The following is a 22,815-nucleotide window of genomic DNA, read 5'->3' as shown; positions in this document are numbered from 1 at the left end:
TGTGTTCTGATTTTATAGTATCGGTTTTTTGAAATGTCTTAATTCTTATTGTTCGCTTGCGGAAAGTTTGGAATACGCTATTATTAGCCTACCCTCTTTTGTTTTTCCAAGTAGTTTTCCGGCAAAATTGATAGCTGTAATTCCGTTTCCGGTGCCGTCAAATTCCACGATGAGGTCCTTTCCTTTTTTCTTAGCTTTAATAACTTTTGAACCTTTTCCAAAATCGACTTCCTCAGAAGCGCCGAATCTTAAAGAAGCAAGGTCAATATCGTTTTGTGCGTCAAAACCTGCTTCTGAAAGTATTAGAATTTTAATCTTTTTTGTAGTTGAATCTATCTTCCTTTTATTCAGCACCTTAATGCGTTTATGCACAGTAAGGGGAACAATGATGTTTTTTGAACTGTGTTTGTCCTTAGCCAGATCATCTGCTTTTGGGACATCTATCACAGCAAGGGAAAGATGAGTGGCCCTGCCGTATTCATCTTGTAATATATGAGGGCGCTCTAGTTTGTACCAATGGGTTCGCGTACCATCTATGTAGGAAGTATTGTCCGGAGTGTAGGCCGTACCGGGGTTGAATTTCCAATGGATGCCATCGGGTGAACGTAAGTAAATTGCGCGATAATCCCAGAATGCATTGATTATCATATGATACTGTACGTCATCTTTCCAAAGTACGGGGTCTTCGTAATTACTATTTCTATATTTTTCAGGGATAATAGGGTTGTATCTGATCTGGTCGGTCAGTACGTTATAGGGGCCAAGCGGGTCGTCCGTGGCACTGCGCATCATTTCCCCGGCCTTTGTTACAAATAGAAACCGACCATCTTCTAATTGAACACCCGAAAGATTGCGATAGTAACGATACGATAGTTTTTCGTCTTCATTAGTGCTTTTCCAATCAACGGTCATGGTTCCCAAACGTTTCCATGGGCCGTTCATGGTTTTAGAGGAGAACAAGGTAGCTTCCCAGTTTACGAGGGAGTAGAGCATATATGTGCCGTCGTTCAACAATATTATATCAGGATTATGGCCCAATCCATTGTCAAAACCATAGGCCGTATCTTTTTTTACCTTGTAGGGTCCTGTTGGGGTTTCGGAGACCACATGGGCCACTGTTGAGTTGGGCCATTCCCAATGGCCTTTGGTTGCGTTTGCGGGCCATCGGGTAACCAATATATGGTATTTTTGGTCTTGGTCTTTTACTGGTCTGCCTCCCCAATAGCTCCACTCTGGGTCTTCTATGCCGTTATCAGGGTCGCGTGGTAAAATGCTTTCTGCACCCCAAAGATTGCTTCGTAGTTCTTTGTGAATGGGCATCGGTAGAATAAGATCACTAAATGAGGTTCCAAACACTGCTTTTACTTTAGCGCTTACTTGTGGTGAAGCCTTACTTTTATTCCCGGAGTAATCATGAGCAAATACTACATAAGAGTTGTAGACATCTTTTTTTGGGGTAAAATCAACATACTCGGAACCTGTGAGGTCATGAGCAATCTGGCGTAGGTGATTTCCATTCTCATCCCCTCTATACACGGAGTAACTGGCCACATCGTCATCTAAACTTTTGTTCCACTCCAGTTTAATTTCGGTTTCAAGGGCCTCAATTTTTAGTGCAGAAGGAGGGGCAGGGGCTTCATGGTCTATTTTTTTAAGAAGCACTTTGTTAGAGCCCGCAGATTCTGAAGTGTCTAGGCGGGTTACAACATAGCTATATGCTATACCGTTAATAAGGTTTGTATCGGTAAAACTAAAATCAGCGGTCGTGGTCAGTTTTTTGTACGCTTCGCTTTTTCTTTTGCTTCTGTATACCGAAAACTTGCTGTCTGAATTCGCTTTTTTATCCGTCCAATCCAAACGGATACCGTCGGCCACTATTTTTCCCGAAAGGCTAGGGCCTTCTTTTTCGGGAGCTTTTACGCTAAGGTTGACATAATCTAGAAAAACTTTAACATCCTCATTGGAATAAAATACGACCCGAACACGGGGAGGTCCAGCCATTACGTCCTCTTGGGTTAGGGTATAAGTGCCTGAAAAATGTTCTATGGTTTTGTCCGAACCTATGAGTTTTACTTTTTCGGCCAAGATGCGCTCCTGTTCACCAAAAAATAGATGTAATGAAAGTGAACCGTTACTTATGTATTCCAAATCGGCCCCAAAGCTCCAGTTCAATTCATCGTCCACTTTTAGGTCTTGATAATCAGTGGTCGTGTTCAAAGGCTTGGAATCGATATAGGCATAATCGAAAGAGCTAAAATAGCGACCGGTGAAAAGACCCATAGAATGGCCTTCTTTTTGTGGTTCGTTGGAGGGCGTCCAGAATGGGGATTGTAATCCGAGGCGCCAAGAACCGGCCTGTATCAAATTAAAATCACCATCGTTTACATTGGGGTAGGGGGCGTTGTCCCCAAGGAGAACACTTTGTGCCGATAAACTCAAGTGGCAAAAAAGAAGCAATACAATTGATAGAAAAGTATATGCAGGGGTACTTTTTTCTTTTTTCCGATGGTGATTTAGATGTCTCATTTTCTGTGTTACTATATTAGTGTTCTATTACTTTTGAGCGAGAAAATTTAACGGCGTTCAATTTTTAGCACATAGGCAAAATTGCAGGGTTTTTGTTTCGGAAATTGAACAACAAGGCCTTCCACTTTCTGTTCCCATTTGATGCTTTCACTGCTTCCCAACATTGAAATATTTTTAATGTCTCCGGGATAGAGTTTCCCTTTGCTGCCTAATGTTCTAATGGTAATTTGTTCCCCTGGCCATTCCATACAGATAGCGTACAAATTTTTTCCGTTTTGGGTAAACCGAATATCTTCTGAAGTGTATTTAGGAATCAATTCACCGTGGTTTTTTCCTTGTCCGTGATGGCCGGGATTGGTTACTTCCGTAGGTCCTTCGCCATAAAATATCCAGGGCATGGTGTTGTAAATAGCTTCCCCGTTGATCTTTAACCAATCGCCCATGGCATATAGTTCCTTTTTGGTTTCCTCTGGAAAACTACCATCGGCCTTAGGGGGTACATTTAGGAGCATTCTGCCATTCTTACTGGTCATGTCTATCAACATATCTATTAATGTGCCGGCCTCTTTTACCTTGTTCGCAGGGTTGTAGAACCAAGGACTGGGCCATTCAAAATGACGTTGCATATTGATGTCTGCCATCCATGGGTCATATTGCATTCCCAATAGGTTTCCGTCTTCAATATCACGAATACCTATTCCTGGTGGAATATCATGGGTTTTATAAAATACTTCTACTTCTTTCCCTAATTTTAGCCCCTTGTTAAAATAATCACTGATCAATTTTTGCTGATAATTTTCGGGTACACTGATCAGTTCATTATCTCCCTCAGGTAACAGGCGGCCCCGGTCTGTGTACTTTTTTAATTCACCTTTTACGGTTCCGCCAAAGCCGGTGTCGAACCAGATCATATCCGGTTCGTGTTTGTCAATAGCTTCAGAAATACGATCAAACCACGCCTGGAAAATGACTTCTGCTGTTCGGCCCTCATTGGACGTAGCATACTTTGAGTTGTCTTCATAGGGGTTGAGGTAAGTTGGATCTTCCTTTGATAGTTGGCCCCACATACGGCTCCAAAAATCACCCGTATGAAAAGATGATATTATAGGCATATTGCGTTTGCGGAGTTCTTTTGCCAGGCTTCCGAATATGTCTACTTTAGGTCCTTTGTTTACGGAATTCCAATCGGTTATATCGCTATCCCAATTTACGACCCCGCTACCGTGCCATGCTACGGGCCCACCGAACTGGGCGCCTGCATCTTGCATCAAATCGACCCAATTTTTAGCATCGAATTTTTCGCCTTTCCAAGCTTTAATAGCTTCAAGAACGGTCATTTCTGGGTTTTTGGAGGCTACTTGTACGGTTTGCGGTCCCCAATGAAAATAGATTCCGAATTTCATTCCGTACAACCAATCTGGTGTGTTGTGTTTTTGCAACGAGGACCAATCTGCTTGATAGGACGTAGCGGATTTTTCGTTTTTTTTAGGTGCGTTTTGGCAAAAGCCAATTACTGATGTTACGAAAAAAAGAAGGCAGGTGCATAATTTAAAAGGGAAAGAGGGGGCTAAAGGTTTCATTTGTTTTTCGGTTTTAAGTTGCGAATGATAAGAATGGCATCGGCCTCGTACCGCCAAGGGCGGTAATCCCAAAAACCAAGTTCCTTCATATTGTATTTTTCTTCGGGAGTTAATTCACCCGTAAGGGTATTGAACCATTGTTGGGTGGCGTTTTCGTAGTCGAACTCTTTTGAAATTTGAACCTTGGCCGAGGTGTAGTGGTTTTCCTTTGGGGTATATATTAAAATGATGCCATCCTTTTCATTGGTCAAATTGTATCCGCTACCATTGTATCTGGCATTAGGTTCAAAATTCTCGAAAGGTGCGGAATCAAATAGTTTTCGCATGTGGGTGAAATATTCGAAATGGGGTTTTTTAAAATCTTCAGGTTGTTCAAAGGGGTTGTGTATTAGTGCGTTCCATGAGGTGCCTTGCCAATAATAGGTGGTGTATCCGCCTGCGAACAGACACATATAGTTTCTTCTTAAACACACTTCGGCATTTACGTAAGCTCCCGGAAAGACCACATAGGGCGATTCTTCATATCCCCCGTGTTCGATATTGAAAATAGGTTTATTGGGGAAGTCGTTTCGGGCATTCAACATATTTTGGTACAAGGTGTGTTGCCAGTTTTGCATCGATATAAAATCGACTTCATCGGCATGGTTTCTACAGAAGCCATAATCATGGACGGATACCAGCCTATCATAGGAATCCAGGTTTCTAGTTCGTTCAATACGTTCTGAAATATAGGCGGCAGTGGCCCTTGTTTTGTGCAGGGCTTCCTTTGAAACGTCCCAGATGATATTCGGAAAAGCTTGGTAACGCTTTATGACATAGTCATAATACCTATTGTCGGCCTCAGATTCCATTTCTGGCCACGATACTAGTTTGTTCCAGACGTAGATCATAAGGTGACTCACGATTTCCTGATCGTGCATTTCAGAAATAACCTTGTCAAAATGTTTAAAAAAGTCAATGTTTAGTGAACTGTAGTCCGGATTGGAATTAGACCCCAGAAAAGGAAAAATATCTTCACGCCCCCCATATTCGTGTTCGGGATGCTCGGCCAGACGTTCGTCTTTTGGCCAAGATACGTCGTATGAATACACGTTCATGACCACCTGATTAAAGCGGTATTTGTTTAATAAGGGCAAGAGGTGTTTGGTTTTGGCCATGTCTTCTTCCCCGTAATCGAGAGCAAAGAGCCAATCGCATTCAAAAGCCAGATTAAAGTAGTGCGAACCATCTTCATAAAATAGATGCTGTGGATTATTTTCATTAAGAATAATTCCCCCGTGACGGTCTGTTTTTTGGTTTTCAGTGATTGAAATCTTCCCTTTTTTACCATTTATGCCCTTTAGTTCAGAAGTTATTACGAAAGATTTTTCGCCAATGCTAGCGCTAGAATATCGTAAAACCCATGTGCCGTTGTCATTATAGAAAAGAGGAATTTTTTGCATTTCTGTACCGTCGGTAACTTCAGCAGTGGCAGTAATTTCAAAAGGAGCCTTTACCTTTTCCTTTATGGAGAAAATTAAATCAATAACTTCCCATTGCTGACATTCTATGACCGTATTTGCCTTTGGATTCTTAAAACTTTTGGACTGTGAGATACCTATGGTCGGAACCAAAAGTACACAGCAAAAAATATAAATAGTTCTCAGATATTTTTTCATTTTATCTTTAATTAAATCGATAAGTTACATTTGTTTTACCCATTCCAATTTGTCAATACTTACCCCTCTGTACGGCCACTCTATACTTGATATGTACCACTGTCCATCCTCACCTTGAAAAATCTCGGGGGCATGGGCATCCAACATGGCAATTTCCTTTTCTTGGTCCTCACCAAAGTCATTTAGGTCATTGGAGTTGTAGACGTAGGCTTTATGCGTATAAGCACCTTGAATATCCTTACCGTCCCAGTCATCTTCCCAAGCACAGACAAAAAGGTAAAATGTATTATTGTGAAAAAGTAAGGATGGCGATTCAGGATCAAACTTGTTGGTTTTGAGGATGGTTTTGGGCTCGCTCCAGTTAACCAAATCTTTAGAGCTTACCATTCGGACGCTTTTTATGGAACAATACGTTAGATAATATGTGCCTTTGTATAAAAGCAAATTAGGGTCGCGGGCACCATCCGGGTCCGAGAAGAGTTCTCCTTTTGGCTTCCAATCATATAGATTATCGGAAACTGCCATGCGCATTGGGCTATGGCCGTAAACCATCTGAAATAAACCATCTTTTTTTACAATGTAAGGTGCATGGTTGGCAGCTATTTCTCCTGGGCGATCTTTTGGGGTCAATATTTTAGGGAGGTCATTATAGTGGTGCTCCTTTACTGTCTCTTTAAAATCTGTTGCTTCTGATACGGCATGAAAAGAACCATGCTCGCCTTCATGTATGCCTTTATTGAGTGGGATTGTTTCTACCAATGGATGGGTTATTCCAAAGATATGCCACTTGCCATCATTACCTTTTACAAAGGTGTGGTCGTTAGGAACCCATTCATTATACCATTTTCCTTCTTTTAGGTTAGGTGTATCAGGTGCGAAAAAATAATCGCCATCAGGCATATAGATTCGTACATATTCATTGGCCTGTTGTGGTACTAATATATTCTCCTGAGCCCTTAGCCCCATGTGAAAGAGTAAAAAGCATATAACTAAAAGTTGAAAGGTATTAGTTTTCATTTGGTATAGTGTTGGGTTGGTCTGTGAGTATACGCTCAAGTTATAATGTCTGTTTTAGATTGATTACTAGGGTTTTATGTTGGTTTGTTATTTATAGTGAAAGCGTTGTGTATGTGTTGAATAGCCTTGCCCGTTTTCAATATTTTGAGTGTGGTAATATGATTCCATTATTGAAAACGAGTTTGGTTACTTTCTCATTTTTTAGCCGAATATAGTTCTAGTTTTCGTTCAGCTTTTTAGTAGCGTTCATGGCACGTTCTCGCTGTTTGGCATTGAGTCCATGCTCTAACAAATACTCAAATTTAGGGGTGTTGTGGTGGCGTTTCATTTGTTGATCATCAACATCTAAACTTAGGTCGCAATCAAAACGAACTAGAACCACATGATTCTTTTTCCAGTCGCGCGTAGGGTTGGCAAAATGTGAAATTCCCCAAGTAATTCCACGACCATATTTGGTATCTGTAAAGGCATCAGCAACAAAAGGCCCACCGGCATCCGGCATCATTTCTACCATGGCGGCGATCTCAAAATTCACCCAATCTTCCGCATATTGTATGGTGTTCATTTCGTTACCGTCTCTAATTGCAAAAGCGGCTACTCCTTTTTTGAAAGGAAATAGGGTTGTCTCGTGTCCTGAACTCATTATCGGGTTCAGTGGGTGTTTTTCAAAAGGACCTAAAGGGTCATCTGCTATGGCAAGCCCATGCATGCGCACATTACCTTTGGTTTTCGTTTTACCAAAATCGGATTTATAATACAGGTATATTTTTCCGTTATGAACTATAGGGTAGGGGTCATGAATGGAAAATTGGTCCCAAGAACCAGGAGCTCCGTTAGGTATAACTTCTTTGTTTAAAGGAGTCCAAGGACCATCAGGAGAATTGGCATAAGATACGGCAACGGGGCAATTGTCTCCACCACTTTTTCCCGGAGCTTCAGAAAACGCTTGATAATATAAATAGTATTTGCCTTTCCACTTTAAGATATCCGTAGTGGTAACGGAACGCCATCCTACTTGAGGTTTGGGAGGTCTAGGAACGGCAACACCTTGCTCTTCCCAAGTAAATCCATCTTTGGAGGTAGCGTAGAATATATCTGCCAAATCCCAATCTGCGGAGGGAATAGTATCATTGGATTCCTCTACCCTTGGAATCCCTACCGGGGCCACAGGGGTTTCTCGGTGGGTGTACCAAATGTAATATTTACCATTTTCAAAAATTACCTTTGAGGGGTCTCTTCGTGATATGGTGCCATCATTACCATGATAATCAAAACCTTTAAGTTCTGTATATTTAAATTGGGTGTACAATTCGTTGGATTCGGGACGAGCCCCTAAGTAGTTATCATAGTTCCGTTCTAAAGCGGCACTCAAAGGTCTGTTGGGTTTCTCTTCTGGCAACTCATAAGGAAATGCCTTTTCTTGGGCTTGGGCCATTGCAAAAGTGCTCAAACTTAATGCTAGAAAAATATACTGTTTCATACTACTGTTCTGGTGTTTCTGGTTGAATAATATGTTTATAAAATGATTATAGCTTAATGGTCTTGTTGGGTTTGGGATGTTGTGTAACATACCACCCGCTACCACGTGTTGATGTATAGAATTTACCGGGTGTATAGTTGTCTATGGCAATATCGTTTATGCGATCGCTTTGACCATTGCCCAGATTAATTTTAGCCCAGGTTTTTCCAGCGTCTTGCGAAAGGTAGGTGCCAGCATTTCTTGTGCCGATGGAAACATTCCCTAGAGTAGATACCAAAATGGTATTTGGGTTATAATAGGCCGTTTCAATACGGTTGGTCCAAGGATAATCAAAAATACGTTTCCAGGTAAGCAAATTATCATTGCTCACCCAAACCCCTCCGGCATTAGGTTTGCCTTTTTTGGTTCCTGCAGTAATGTAGGCCTTTCCGTCTCGGGAAAAATGAATATCGTTTATACCTTGATTGCCGGATATCTTCTCGGTAGATGAAACTTTTACCCAAGAAGCCCCATTGTTAACAGATTTAAAAAGACCTCCGTTTTTATTTTGTAGGGTAACATAAAGGGTGTTGGGATCCTTTGGGGAGAACGCAATTTTTGTGGCGTCACGTGAAGTGGGTAAACCTGTATTGGCCTCTTGCCATGTTTTTCCTCCGTCATGGCTTTTATGTACCCCAAATCCGGTTACGGAATTACCTACCCATTCCATATCAATAGAATTTTTAGGGACTACAGAGTACATGTTGTCCGGGTTTTCAGGGTCTATGATAAGGTGATTTTGATGTACGCTTTGGTCTCCACTATGTGCCTTTATCTCCCATTTTGGAATGGCAATACCATGTTCTTTCCATGTTTTTCCATTATCAACGGATTTTAATAATTTACCTTTTGCAGCCTGCCTAAAGAACAAAGCATAATGAACAAGCGTGTCCTTGGGATGTATGGCGTACCAGCTTAGTGATGTTTCATGGTCCAGAAAATTATGGGATTCCGCACCTTGGGCTCCAGGACGAACTTTAGGCCCTTCATCATTGGTTACCCATAAACTGTTTTCTCCCGCCATGCAGAATACCTTATTTTTTATATCCGGATGTTGGTAGAAACCATGGCCGGGCAAATTACTGTTTCCCGCTCCTACATAACTCTCCGTTCCGGGGGTGGTATACTCATCATCAATATCTACCCATGTTTCCCCTTTGTCATAGCTCATAAGCGATATTTTTGCCATTTGAGTGTGAAGCACGGTACCGTCTGCATTCCACCTGACAAAATTGGACCCTTTACGTTCATAGAAATCCCTATCTACCCAATCTTTTAGGTAACGAAGTGAGATGTTGGTTTCCATAGGGTTGCCTCTTTCTTTCCAATATGTATAGTCCTTAGAGGTAGTTTTCCAAGCTTTTCCGTTACGCAGGGCAACGTGCCAATTTTTGCCTCCGTTTTTACTGCGCCAAATCTGACCGGGTTTAAAGTTGTTCCGGGAAGCGTTGGAATATTCATTGTTGAGGTAAATATTATCTGCATCATTCGGGTCTACCGCAATGGTGTTGAAACGAATGGTAATGGCCGAAGGCATTTGAGGGTATTTCTCTCTGAATTCGCTGTCTTTCATATCAAAAACATAAGCGGCACAGTGTACATAGCTTTTTTTGATATCTGCATTCTTTTGAAATTGCCGCATATCCAAAGGCAAATTACCTTCTAGTTTCTCCCAACTTTCGCCACGGTCAATACTTTTGAAAATTCCACCTTTATCATTGGTCAATGTTTTGCCATCTGCTTTCCACATGGGGTTACAGATAACGTAAAGGGTCAGCACATCTTTTTTTTCATTGTAGTGATGGCTCATGGCCCGCATTACATCATAATCAAAACCCTTGGTTTTTTTGGCCCAGGTGTTTCCTGCATCCGTACTTTTATAAAAACCATAATTGGTACTGGCGTAGATAAGGTTAGAGTCTTTTGGGTCTACCAATAAGGTTTCAAATTGGGTTTTTGGATGTAGCCCTTTGTTTAATACTACCCAGTTCTTGCCTTTGTCCGTACTTTTCCAAAGTTTATTCAAACTTGGTTCGTGTTCTTTGGACCCATGGGGTTTGCTATTGGGGAACAACATTCTACCTAAATGTCTCATTTCACCACCGCCGGCATACCAAATATTGTCGTCCTTGGGGTCTACAGTAACACAGGAAACGTATTTGCCTTGAAAAGCGGGATGATTTAAATTTTTCCAAGACCGGCCTTGGTCATTGGTAATAAAAATCCCTTTATTTTTGTCATCGCTACAAAAACCAAAGCCCGGGTTTTGGCGCGAGAAATCTACACTAAAAAGTTGCATAGGGCCCCGTTGTCCTTCCCTATAACCGGATTCATCGGCATTCAACATGGTATTGTACGTTTTTCCCTTGTCAAAAGAAACATAAGAATTGCCCATGTTAGGACTTATATAAAGTGCATTTGGGTCTGTAGGATGCCAAAAAGCACATTTGTTGTTGCCACTCATTCCCGGACCAAATTGTTGCCAGACCACGGCAGGATCGGATGTTACTGTTTCCGTTTTTAGGCGTTTGAAAAAAGTAGCTCCTTTTTCCGGTGTTTGTGCATATATAGACATTCCTAGGAAAAGGAAGGAGAGAGGCACTATCTTACATAAGGAGTTTTTGCTCATGTCACTTTGGTTTTGAAAACGGGAGTCTATTTATTTCATCAAGTTGATGTACAGGGTATTATGGTCTAAAATACTTTTGTTATCACCATTTATAGGGGCAATGTTGGCCGTTAGCTTATAAGGTGCTTCGGTAGATAGTTTATCTTCTGAGTGGACCACAGCCGTAATATTGGCATATCCAGCGTAAGCGATAAACTTGGATTCCGCTACTTTTTCGCCATCGTTATCGAACAATTTTAGTTCTATTTCACGGTCTTGATTAGCTTTGTAGGTAAGGGGTATCTCTATAGAAGTAGATTGTTTTTGGGCAATAATGGGGCTATCAAAAGATATGTTTTCGTTATAAAGTTTTAGGTTGTTTCTTTCTTGGGAGTTGGAATCATTGGCATCTACCAGTTTATAGGCTCTAACCCAATCATAGAACACTGTGTTTTTGCTTGAGTCGTTCAATTCTTGGGCAGTGGGAATTTCTATCCACGGAAAAGGGTAGGTTTCACTCACTAAACGCATGTACATAGGTTGATCAAAAGGCTTATCTTTTACCTTGTCATAAAACTTTTGGTGTTTGGGTGCCCGGTCATTGTAGTAGTAGCTGGCCGTACTTTCATTTTGCCACCAGCCACCGTAGATATTAAAATCTTGGGAGGTAAGTCTTTCATCTTCAAATTTTACTTGTGGGGCTCGGTAGTCATGTTTTTCACCATCACAGTCCGTATACCAGAAATGTGAATTGGAGTGCATACCACTGGCAAAGTAACTTCCATTAAAATCACCTTCACGACCAATAGATTCATGAATATCCCACTCCAAACCGTATTTATCACAATCGTTAGGTCCTTTAAAATTGTTACTGCTCGAAAACCAGAATGTTGTGGACATGGTAGTAGCTGCGGCCTTTACACGGCATTCATAGTACCCGAATTTTGTAGATTTTTTTGAAACCACAGCGGCCCCACCAACATTAAAAGTTATATCTCTACCGTAGGCATGAACTATGGTATCCTTCTCAAGCTTTTTACTCGTCATTTTAAGAAACCCGTCTCCTACGGAAACCTGTGAGGCCATAAAAAGACCGGGTGGCCTACCTATCCAAGTAGGGTGGTGGTCATACCATTTTGTAGTGTCCAATTCTGTACCATTAAATTCATCTGAAAAGTCCGGATTTAAGACCCAACGCTTGCCCATAGGAGGTTTTGGTGGTCCTTGGCGAGTTTCTTCTTTGGTTTCGTGCATTTCTTGAGCAAATACACTGCCGCTTACAAGTAAAAAAAATGCAATGGTCTGTTTAAAAATCATTTTATTTCGTTTGTATTATTTTTTAAGAGCGAAAGCTAGATGTTCACCCTTATTTTGATTTTTTTAATGGTTCAATTTTTCCTATGCCGTTTTCAGGAGCGTCATGGGCCGTTTCATGCAAATTAAACTGGGGAATGGTTTGCAATAGTTGGTCACGTTCCGCCCTATGGGCTGGAGAGACTTGGCTCCAATCCTTGATTTTAGGAAAGCTAATAAGGTCATCTGGTGTTTTGCTTACATCGTACCACACATCGTTGCCATCTTTTAGGACAAGATTTCCTCTTACTATTTGGGTTTCTTTGTGGTAGCCATATATCCAATCTCTATGCGTTGGTTTATCCGTAGTCAAGAAAGGCATTAAACTTTCGCCATTAATTTCATAACTATCGGGAATTTTTACATTGGCAATATCTGCAATGGTAGGAAGCATGTCTGACATGTTTACGAGTACATCCTGCATTCCTTTTTTGGTAAGGTTCATGCCCGGAGCGTAAATGATAAGCGGCACGTGGGTACCTTTTTGCGAAATTGGACTTGATTTTCCATAACCACTGGTGCCATTATCCGCACAGAAGATAAAAATGGTGTTGTTCTCAATACCAAGTTCCTTTAACTTGTTCATATATTGCCATACCTGATAATCTAAATAGTTTATATGATGGTGAATACCACTATCTGTAACCGTGGCATGGGTGTTATGAATTCCATTGTCGCCGGTAACGTTAGGTGGTGTGCGCGAATATGCCTTTCCGTTCCAAGAAATTTTTGGGGTTCCGGGCCATTTGTTTCCGGAGTCAGGGTTCAGGAAGTCCCAAGCGTCATGACCTAAGTGACTGGTATGGTACACAAAGAAAGGTTCTTTTTCTTCTTGCTTCCTTTCCATGAAATCAAAAATAAAATCCAGTTCTACATCTGGGCCAAAAGTGTTCAATCCAAATTCTTTCTTTGATTTTTTAGTGTTGGGCCACCAAACCAATTTTTTGTTGGTACCCGGATAGTTCATAAGTTGAACATGGGGTTTCCAATACCAACCGGACTGTACGTAGCTTTTTTTGTGGATTTCTTTATTGGTATCGGCATTAAAGATTTTCTTTTTTCCGTTTATTTTTCTAGTTTCCAAACGGAAGTCCGTAGTGTGTATAGCTTTGTTATAAGAACCTTCACCAGGGGTAAAACACCCTTCATCAAACTGAAATCCTTCTATATCCATTTGTGTTTTTCCGGCCCAAAAGGTAGCATAACCACCCGCTTTGGCCACATGGGCAATTGAGTGGGGCGAACTATCATATAAGTTCCAAACGCCTTTGCCGTTTGGAGCCTTACCTTTATCGCTATTATGCCACCATTTATGCAAATGCGCGTATCTGCCTGTCATCATCATGGCTCTACTTGGTCCGCAAACTGTGGCTGCCCAAGCAGTCTTTACGTATAAACCTTCTTCCGCTAGTTGATTCAATACGGGCGTCTTGGCCCTGTATTGCATGTCCGAACTGTTACCTCCCTTTGGAGGACTCCAAACTGTAGAACCGTAAATGGGAAGTTCACGGGCACTAATATCATCGGCATATAAAAGAATGATATTGGGTTTGTCCTGAGCTACTCCTAAAGCGGACATCATTAGGCACCCTAGCACAACCCATAAGATTTTATGATTTATAATTTTCATGCTCAGTTTTGAATTTGTTCTTAAGTGTTCTGGATTTAATAAAATTCCCAAAATCCGTATTTCTCTCCTTCAATATTTTCTTTAGTATCACCCAATTCTTTCGCTTTTTCTTTCATTTCCTTGCGCATGGTCTTTACTTGATCGGCATATTGGGGAAAGAAGGAAAGATCATAAACTTCCCAAGGGTCGTTTTTTATATTGAACAATTGGGTAACACGGGATCCTTTTACGGTTTCTCCGCTCTTTTTGTCATAATTGTTGGCACGTACGTATTCAATGAGTTTATAATCCCCTTTTCTATAAGCTCTTTGGAATTGTCTGTAAGCGTGGTAAGTGTAATCCCTAACGCTGCTCTTTTCTTTATTGATAACCGGTAATAGACTTTTACCGGTAACAGAACCAGGTGCATCAACACCAATGAAATCCAGTATCGTTGGGAAAATATCAAAATTATAAGCTAACGCCTCTCTTTTACTGCCCTTGTCTTTTATGAGATTACCCGAAAAAACAAATGGAATATGAACCCCATCTTCATCATATATATTCTGTTTTCCCATTAAACCATGATTGCCAACTGCCAGACCACTATCACCGGCAAAAACAATTAACGTATTTTCATAAGCGCCGCTTTCTTTTAATGACGCAATGACTTTACCTATTTGAGCATCTAAATGCGTAATAATAGCGTAGTAATCAGAAAGTTGTTCTTTGGCCACTTCCGGTTTTCGGGGCCATACGGCCAATTCTTCATCCCTTAAAAACATATGTCCATTATCAAAAGGATGTTGTTCCATATAGGATGGGGGAAGGATAATATCCTCAATGGGGTACATGTCTTTATATTTCTGTGGCGCCTGTCTTGGGTCATGAGGTGCATGAAACGCTAAATACATGAAGAAAGGGTCCTTCTTTTTGTAATCCTTAATATACTCCGAAGCACTTTCTGCATAGATTTCGGACGTATGTGGACCATCTTTTTCTGTGGCAGAAGGGCCTCTTTTATCTTCTTTGGTTACCGATCTACGAACCACTTTTCCATCCTTGTCATACACTAATATATACCCGTCTTCCTTTTTATAATCACCATCTTTTTTCCAGTCCCAGGAAGGCATACGAAAGTGATCTACCAAATAAATACCTCTGGACATTATACGGTCTCCTGAATCAAAAGAGCGAGCCAAAGCATTATTGTCTTGGTGCCATTTGCCCACAATATGGGTGTTGTAGTTTTGGGCCTGTAAGGCTTCGCCTATGGTTTTATGTTCGGGTGGAATGGTATGTCCTTGTCCTTGTAATTCAAATACATTTCTGCCTGTTAATAACATGGCCCTACTTGGAACGCAAGTAGCACCGGAAAAAGCACCCATCAAATATCCATTGGAAAATGAAATGCCATCAGCAACCAAAGCATCCATATTTGGTGTTTTTACCTGCATACCACCCAAAGCATGTACCCCGGAAAAGCGGTGGTCATCTGTGTAAATAACGAGTACATTAGGCCGGTCTTTCTTTTTGGTTTTACTTTTTTGAGCGCTTGCGGGAAGACCTAACAATGTACAAAAAGCGATTAAAATGTAATGGGAAAATCGATTTCTAAAATTCATAATGTTATTCTGATTTATTTGAATGGGTATCCACTAAAATTTGAGATTCTCTCTTATCGTCACCGTTCAAGGAAAACACAACACCGTCCGTATGTAAGCTGTCTATGTGCCTTCCATAAATCCCATAGGCCGGAAGAACATTAAAAAAGCTGAACTCAGGATAGCGGTCTATATCTTCTTCAACCTTGGCGGTAGTGTGCTGTGCAGTTCCTCCTCCAGGAAGCTCCAGTTTTATATTTTCTAAAGTTATTTTACCAACTTTATGATTTGGGGTTCCCGTAATTAATATGCCTGAAGGCGGATTTACCCTAGAACTATCCAGGGTCCGCGCACTGCCTTTTACATTTTTGATGAGTACATCGGTAATAGAGCCAACCTCTTGTTTTTCGGCATTGCGATAGGTGCGTAGGCGTTCCCCTAGGCGAATGAAAATAGGCATATCTACTCTATCCATCTGAATACCGTCTATGGTTACATCGTGAATGTTGGCGCCGTCTACACTTAAGATTTTTATACCGCCACCTTTGGTATCATAAATCTGGCAGTTTTTAATATCTATGTTGTACATATCTCCCATAGACTCCGTGCCGAACTTAATCGAACCCCAGTCACTTCTGAGCTTACAATCGCTAACTTGTACGTTATAGGTAGGTTTTGGACTCGTAGTTTTAATGCAAATGGCATCATCTCCTGTGTTGATGTCGCAATTTTTAATAACTGCATCGTAGCTGGAATCCAAATCAATTCCATCATTGTTCTTGTGGGCGTGACTGTAAATAGAAACGTTATCCACCAAAATATCATTGGATTGATAGAAATGACACGTCCATGCGGCCGGCTGTCGTAAATGAATATCCTGCACCCTTATCTGAGAAGAGTTTACGAACCGCAGAAGAAAAGGTCTATTTGTACCAAAACCTTTAGTTTCGGTAATGTTCAATTCCTTAATTTTTGCCTTTATATTTTTCGATAGAAAAGCTTCTCCGCTCCCATCAATAGTTCCCTTTCCGGTTACGGCAATATTTTTGGCGTTTTTTGCACCAATAAGACAATTACCACGTTGTTGCCCAGTGGCATCTTGAAACGTATCAATACTTTGATAATCCAACGGATTTGAACTTCCTATCAATTTTGCATCTTCAGCTATATGCAGGGTCACGTTGTCCTTTAAAAGAAGCGTACCTGAAATGTAATCGCCCCCTTCTATAGTTACCGTACCTCCACCAGCAAGATTACAGGCATCTATAGCCTCCTGAATGTTTTTGGTATTTATGGTTTTGCCATCTCCTATGGCGCCATAATCCGTTACTTTATGTTTATTTGTTTTTTCCGAACAGGCAATGAACGATAGAAATAAGAGTATTACAGGTATATATTGTCTATTCTTCATGTCATTCAGCTTTAGGTAAAATACTCATTCTTAAATAGGTGGCACCAATTGGAACTAGCTCTATGGTTTCAAAATCAGGTTTGAATTCTGGCGTTTTCGGCCAAGTGGTTAGGTGTTTGGACCCATCTAATTTCCAATTAGTTATTTGTTTTGCTCGAAGCCTAAGTCGGTTTGGTGTATTTTTTAAATCCCAGGGGTATTTTCCATTTATTTCATTTTCAACAATAGAAATATCTGTCGTATCTAACGCATAGCTCCAGTTGCTAGTTGGATACATAAGTTGGTTTGGGAAATTTTCTACGTTAGCGGCCCCTATATAGGGAAAGGTTGTTGTTTTATGCTGAATAGGTAAGGCGTATAATAGTGGACCTCGTTCTATGGAAATACCTTCTTGTTCTATACCAGTACGGGTAATTTGGGTTAGCATAGGTAGTTCTAGTTCTACGATAGAACTATTCTTGATTTTTTGTTTTATTTCAATAAAACCTTTGTTAATCTTAAACTTACTTACTTTTTTTCCATTTACTTGTACAATCGGTTTTTTACACCAAGCAGGTTTGCGTAGCATTAGTGTAAAAGTGGTAGGGGTTTCTACAGAAATTTCAAATTTTATCTGTTCTGAAAAAGGGTATTGGGTAGTTTCCTTAATAGAAATCCGTTTTCCGTTTAAATCTGTTTTAAAATTACTTGGGCCATAAAGAGCGGCTACGATTATGTTGTTTTCGTTATCTTTTAACCACATTCGGCTTGCATACGAAGGCATCATACGTTGTATGTTTCCCGTACAGCATTCTGTGTCGTGTGAGGTTCTATAGCACATTCTACCCGTTGCCATTCCTCCCCAATTTGAATTGATGTTGAACTGACTGGTATTCTCTGCGGCAATTGGTTGGTTGGGAGCGGAATAGTATTGATGTCCCTTAAAGTTTTTTTCCAAAGCTCCTAGGCCGGCATTAAAGAATGCCTTTTCAATCCAATCTCCCCAATAACCTTCTCTGGTAGCCATCATTATATAACCCAAGCTCCAAGTCAGGTCAACAATATCACAAGTTTCATGTGCCATAGAAACCGATTTTCCGTTTAAATGCTCCACAGAACTGGGTACCCCGTCTACAAGAAGATGATGTGTTTTAAGCTTTTTCAAACCATTGATAGAGGCATCTAAATACTTCTGTTTGCCAGTGTGTAAATACAAAATGGCGGGTATTTTAACCTGTTCTGCAAAAGTTACTCCATGACCGGAAGGAATAGCATCGGAAAGAAGCTGGTCCAAAATTTTAGATTGTGGTTGTGTAGATTTGTTTTCTTCAGTATACTCACCGCCTACAGCGTTGGATTGATTGTTGGAAAAAGAATTCTCGGCTAGTTTCAGCAACCTTGGATCGTTGATTTTTTTATATAGCCACAAAATTTGCTCAATAGACATTAAGGCTCTACCTTCGTTAAACAACCTTGGTTTTTTCAAATAGTGATCTGTTAAGCGTTCTAAAATCTTAGGGTCGGGTTCAGCGTCATATTTTGCCATGATGGCTCTAAAAAAAACTGTTCTACTCCAATCATCGGCATTTACCGGACCTAGAATTCCATCAATATTTGGGGTAGCCAATACGTGGTTTATATTCTTTTTTGCCCTATTGATTAAGGTCGTGTCATTAAGTAAATACCCTGTTCTTAATATACCGTCCAAATAATATCCGGTTTGTTCATAGGGCCAGTCTGGCCTTCCAAAATGTCCTACAGGTATATCTATATCTTGCATCCACATTTTGGTGTTAAAAGGATAACCGGAAACATGAGGATAACCTGCTAGACCATTTTTTTGACGTACTAAAAACTCTTTTATCCAACCTTCAGGCTCAATAGAAGTCAATGAAACATCATGAAATTGCGAAGGTTCTTGTGCGAAACAGTAAGTAGAGATCAAATAGCCAAACAACAGTGGAATGACTCGTGTATAAAGCATTGTAGTTATCATTTTTACTAGTCGGTTTTTATCTTGTTTAGATATATATTGGTTATGTTACTGTTCAAAACATCATCTAGAATAATACTTTTTCGATGGTCCTTAGTTTTTGTTATGATTTGAAAATTATCTACCACCAAGCCATTAATGTGTCTTGCATAAAGTCCGGAAGCGGGTAGGGTACCTACTAAACTGAATTCTGGCCACCAGCCCTTAAGCACTTCTTGAGTGTATTCTTTTATCTCTGTTTTCTGGGCGTCTTCAGCCGTTCCTCCACCAGAAACTACAAATTGAACATCCTTAATGGTTACGTCTTCAATTTGATGCCCTGGAAACCCGGTTAAAAAGAAGGCCGAGTTTTTATCAAGCTTGGAATTGTCTACCACAATATTGCTAAAACTAAAGTTGTGCATGCTTTTTAGTGGTTCTAACTGTCCTTTGGACGTATCTACGGAAGCAATTTGTTGTGCGAATGTCATGAAAATAGGACGAGGTACGTTTTCCATTACCAAGTTACTGAAGACCATGTTCTTCATTTCGCCACCTTCACATTGCTGAATCTTAAGTCCCGAATCTTGAATATCCTTAAAAGTACAGTTGGTAACGGTAACCGATTCAATATTTCCACGGGATAAGAGGCCAATACGCATTCCGCCCCATTTGGTGCTAAAGTGGCAATTGCTTACCGTTATGTTCTTGCACGGTTTGTCCGGTCTTGAGGCTTGCAGGCAAATACTATCGTCACTATTATCAAAATTACTATTGTTTACGCGCACATTTGTGCACCCGTCAAAATCCAACCCATCTCCGTTATTGTTTACGCGACTTATGATGTTAATACCGCTTACAGAGATATTATCACAATAGAGCCAAGCGGAAGTCCATGCCGCAGGATTAATCAAGGTAATATCATTAAGATGGATGTCCTTTACGTTCACAAACCTGATCATCATTGGCCTACCACCTTTTTGCTTCGTGAAATTTTCTTTGTGCCCGTTTCCATCAATAGTGCCATAACCTTCAATGGCAATAGAACGTGCATCTTTGGCAAAAATCAAGCAACGGTCCATATGCGGTTCGTTCTTGTACATATTTTTATGGGTATCAGTAGCATAATCCTCATAATTGGGGCTGCCAAGAAGCGTTGCTCCATTTTCAATATGAAGGGTAACAAAATCCTTTAAGTAAATGGTACCCGTTATAACGGTTTTTCCTGCAGGAATCAAAACCCTTCCACCTCCATTTTTGGTGCAAGCATCTATAGCACTTTGTACAGCCTTTGTATCTTGTGTAATACCGTCTGCTTTGGCGCCATAATCCAGCACATTAAAGTCTGTAGCCATTGCTTGTGTGAAAAATAACAGGCAAAGGGCACAACAGAGTAATTGTGATATTTTCATTTGATTATTTTGATACGATTATAGTTTTAGAAGTTTCCAATCCGTTAGAAGTAGCTGAAACTGTTATGTTGCCAGCAGCTTCGGTAGATTTTATTACTAAAAGACATTTTCCGTTAAACGTTTTTATTTTAGTGTCTTGAAACGATTCTAGTGATGCCGAGTTTCCATTGCCCACAGCAGCAAGGATTCCGGGGCCTTCTACAGTAAACTGTACTTGGTTGTCCGCTAAAGGAACAAGATTTCCATCAGCATCCGTAATATCAACTTCAATAAAAGAAAGGTCTTTACCATCTGCCGAAATTTGGGAACGGTCTGCCGTTAAGCGTATTTTAGATGCTTTCTTAGCAGTATTGATTATCTTTTCGGCTACCGCTTTTCCATCTTTATAACCAATTACTCGTAAGTTTCCCGGTTGGAAAGGAACCTTCCAGCTTAATCTATATTTTGAAGTGTACATACCATTTTCAAATCCACGGAATTCAGCCGGAATATCAGTGGTATCAATTCCTTTTACCTTTTTGCCCAAAGATTTCCCGTTTACGATCAGTTCTACTTCATCACAATTGGTATAGGCAAATACGGGAATTTCTTCTCCTTCTTTTCCTTCCCAGTTCCAGTGTGGCAATACATGAACCATAGGTTCTGTAGTCCACTGGCTTTGGTAGAGGTAATATCTGTCTTTTGGAAATCCGCATAAATCTACCGGAGCAAAATAGGAGGCGTGCACCGGCCAATCTGCGTTCCAATATCCATTGGTAGAATTATCGCGCCCACCGTAAGGGGTAGGTTCACCAAGATAGTCAAAGCCTGTCCACATAAATTCACCTAAAAAGGTAGGGTTTTCTGCCTGAACATCAAACTCAACATCAGGAGGGTAGGCCCATGGTGGGCCAACCGTTACATCATAACTAGAGACTTGGTGTGTTTCTTTTTGGTGTTCATAGGTAATAGGTAAGTGGTACGAACCTCGGCTACTGGTCTGCGATGAGGTTTCGGAACCGTAAACGATCATATCCGGATTTTCCCGTATAACTTCGCCGTAATCAAAAGGCTTATAGTTTAGGCCTACAATATCAATCTGGTACGCTAATTTATTTTTGAACGCTCCCGGGTAGTTGTTAAAACCTGCTGTAGTTGGTCTGGTGTGATCTTCATCGTGACAGATATCGCTCAGCATTTTAGCCACTTTCCAACCGTCCTTTTCACGCTGCTCAATAATTTCGTTACCTATACTCCACATAACTACGGAAGGGTGGTTACGGTCTCTTTTGATCATATCCCTTAAATCACGCTCGTGCCATTCGTCAAAAAACTTATTATAGCCGTTAATGACTTTTGGAATTTTCCACTCGTCAAAAGCTTCGTCTAGGACAACAATACCCAGTTTATCACATATCTCGAGCATTTCTGGCGATGGTGGATTGTGGCTCGTACGCAAGGCATTTACGCCCATACTTTGCATAATTTGCATTTGGCGCTCCGTAGCTCTGTAATTTACCGCTGCACCCAAAGGCCCAAGGTCATGGTGCATGCATACGCCATTGAATTCCACAGGTTTTTCATTCAATAGAAATCCTTTTTTAGCATCAAAAGAAATACTTCTTATCCCTAAAGTACTATGGTACTCATCTATAACCGTATTCGCTTTTTTTACTTGAGTGACAACATCATATAAAAAAGGGTTCTCAATTCCCCATCGGTTGGGGTTGTTCACTACTATTTCATCTATAACAACTTTCGTCGAAGATTTTTCTAGCTTGATTTTTTGACTACTTGAGGCTACCACGTTATTTAGCCCGTCAATTATTTTTGTTTCTAAAGTAACCGAAGCTTTTTTGCCATTGGCATTCTTTACCGTGGTTTCAATTTTTACAGTCGCCTTTTCATTAGATACTTCTGGGGTTGTAATATAGGTGCCCCAAAGTGGAATGTGGACCGGGTTATTTATTTTTAAATAGGTGTTTCTATAGATACCTGCTCCGGAGTACCAGCGGGATGCTAAATCTTCTGGGGCAACCCTTACGGCAATGACGTTATCCTCCCCAAACTTAATGTAAGGGGTTAAATCCAATTCAAAACCCATATAACCAAAAGGACGCTCGCCAATATAGGTTCCGTTTATATAGACTTTACTATTGTTCATGACACCATCAAACAAGACAGCTATTTGCTGAGCCGCATATTTTTTGTCTATGGTAAAATGTTTGCGGTACCATGCCGTACCGTGTACCGGTAAACCTCCTGTACGAGCATTGTATTTTTTGTCAAAAGGACCTTCAATGGCCCAATCATGGGGCAAATTAAGTTTACGCCACTGCGCATCTTTAAATGTAGATTTTTCCGCCCCGGAAGGGTCTCCCTTTTGAAAAAGCCAGTTGCTATTAAAAGAAACATCGCCATTTGTGGCATCGGGACTTAATTGGCTAAAGGAGAAACAGAATTGTAATAAAAGGGTAAATAGTAAGCTTGTTCTCAACATCATTTTCACGTTAATATTTATTGTGGTGAAAGTCGAAAATAATTTCTAGGGAAAAGACCACGGACTGATGAAAAAATAGAACAGATGG

13 protein-coding genes are annotated in these 22,815 nt (G+C 40.6%); all 13 read right to left on the bottom strand.

Annotated features, from left to right (window positions below; translation table 11 throughout):
* Nucleotides 1-45: 45 nt before the first annotated feature.
* A complete protein-coding gene (locus SJY45_RS06465; RefSeq protein ID WP_400073717.1) occupies nt 46-2,526 on the bottom strand; it encodes a hypothetical protein in 2,481 nt (826 codons plus the stop codon).
* Nucleotides 2,527-2,573: 47 nt separating this feature from the next.
* Complete coding sequence (locus tag SJY45_RS06460; RefSeq protein ID WP_400073716.1) at nt 2,574-4,106, bottom strand: alpha-L-fucosidase; 1,533 nt, start codon at nt 4,104-4,106, stop codon at nt 2,574-2,576.
* The gene (locus SJY45_RS06455; protein ID WP_400073715.1) at nt 4,103-5,764 is read right to left on the bottom strand and encodes a DUF4038 domain-containing protein; all 1,662 of its coding nucleotides are present in this window, start codon (nt 5,762-5,764) and stop codon (nt 4,103-4,105) included. Before SJY45_RS06455 ends, SJY45_RS06460 begins: the two co-directional genes overlap by 4 nt.
* A 24-nt stretch (nt 5,765-5,788) precedes the next feature.
* Nucleotides 5,789-6,781 (bottom strand): family 43 glycosylhydrolase, encoded by a 993-nt coding sequence (locus SJY45_RS06450; protein WP_400073714.1) that lies wholly within the window; start codon nt 6,779-6,781, stop codon nt 5,789-5,791.
* Nucleotides 6,782-6,998: 217 nt separating this feature from the next.
* The gene (locus tag SJY45_RS06445) at nt 6,999-8,261 is read right to left on the bottom strand and encodes a glycoside hydrolase family 117 protein (protein ID WP_400073713.1); all 1,263 of its coding nucleotides are present in this window, start codon (nt 8,259-8,261) and stop codon (nt 6,999-7,001) included.
* Between the two features lie 46 nt (nt 8,262-8,307).
* Complete coding sequence (locus tag SJY45_RS06440) at nt 8,308-10,929, bottom strand: VPS10 domain-containing protein (protein WP_400073712.1); 2,622 nt, start codon at nt 10,927-10,929, stop codon at nt 8,308-8,310.
* 30 nt (nt 10,930-10,959) lie between these two features.
* Nucleotides 10,960-12,225 (bottom strand): beta-porphyranase D, encoded by a 1,266-nt coding sequence (locus SJY45_RS06435; RefSeq protein WP_400073711.1) that lies wholly within the window; start codon nt 12,223-12,225, stop codon nt 10,960-10,962.
* Nucleotides 12,226-12,274: 49 nt separating this feature from the next.
* The gene (locus tag SJY45_RS06430) at nt 12,275-13,891 is read right to left on the bottom strand and encodes a sulfatase-like hydrolase/transferase (protein ID WP_400073710.1); all 1,617 of its coding nucleotides are present in this window, start codon (nt 13,889-13,891) and stop codon (nt 12,275-12,277) included.
* A 35-nt stretch (nt 13,892-13,926) separates the two neighbouring features.
* Nucleotides 13,927-15,495: a sulfatase-like hydrolase/transferase gene (locus SJY45_RS06425; protein WP_400073709.1), complete on the bottom strand. Its 1,569-nt coding sequence runs from the start codon at nt 15,493-15,495 to the stop codon at nt 13,927-13,929.
* Between the two features lie 4 nt (nt 15,496-15,499).
* Nucleotides 15,500-16,885, bottom strand: coding sequence for a glycoside hydrolase family 28 protein (locus tag SJY45_RS06420; protein WP_400073708.1), 1,386 nt, complete (start codon nt 16,883-16,885; stop codon nt 15,500-15,502).
* 1 nt (nt 16,886) lies between these two features.
* Nucleotides 16,887-18,848, bottom strand: a complete 1,962-nt coding sequence (locus SJY45_RS06415) for a beta-L-arabinofuranosidase domain-containing protein (protein WP_400073707.1) — start codon at nt 18,846-18,848, stop codon at nt 16,887-16,889.
* A 17-nt stretch (nt 18,849-18,865) separates the two neighbouring features.
* Complete coding sequence (locus SJY45_RS06410; protein ID WP_400073706.1) at nt 18,866-20,248, bottom strand: glycoside hydrolase family 28 protein; 1,383 nt, start codon at nt 20,246-20,248, stop codon at nt 18,866-18,868.
* Between the two features lie 4 nt (nt 20,249-20,252).
* Entirely contained in the window at nt 20,253-22,730 is a 2,478-nt protein-coding gene (gene galB / locus SJY45_RS06405) for a beta-galactosidase GalB (RefSeq protein WP_400073705.1), read from the bottom strand.
* Nucleotides 22,731-22,815: the final 85 nt, after the last annotated feature.

The organism is Zobellia russellii (assembly GCF_044597075.1).
GTDB classification, from domain to species: domain Bacteria; phylum Bacteroidota; class Bacteroidia; order Flavobacteriales; family Flavobacteriaceae; genus Zobellia; species Zobellia russellii.
This window is presented reverse-complemented; position numbering and strand designations above follow the sequence as displayed.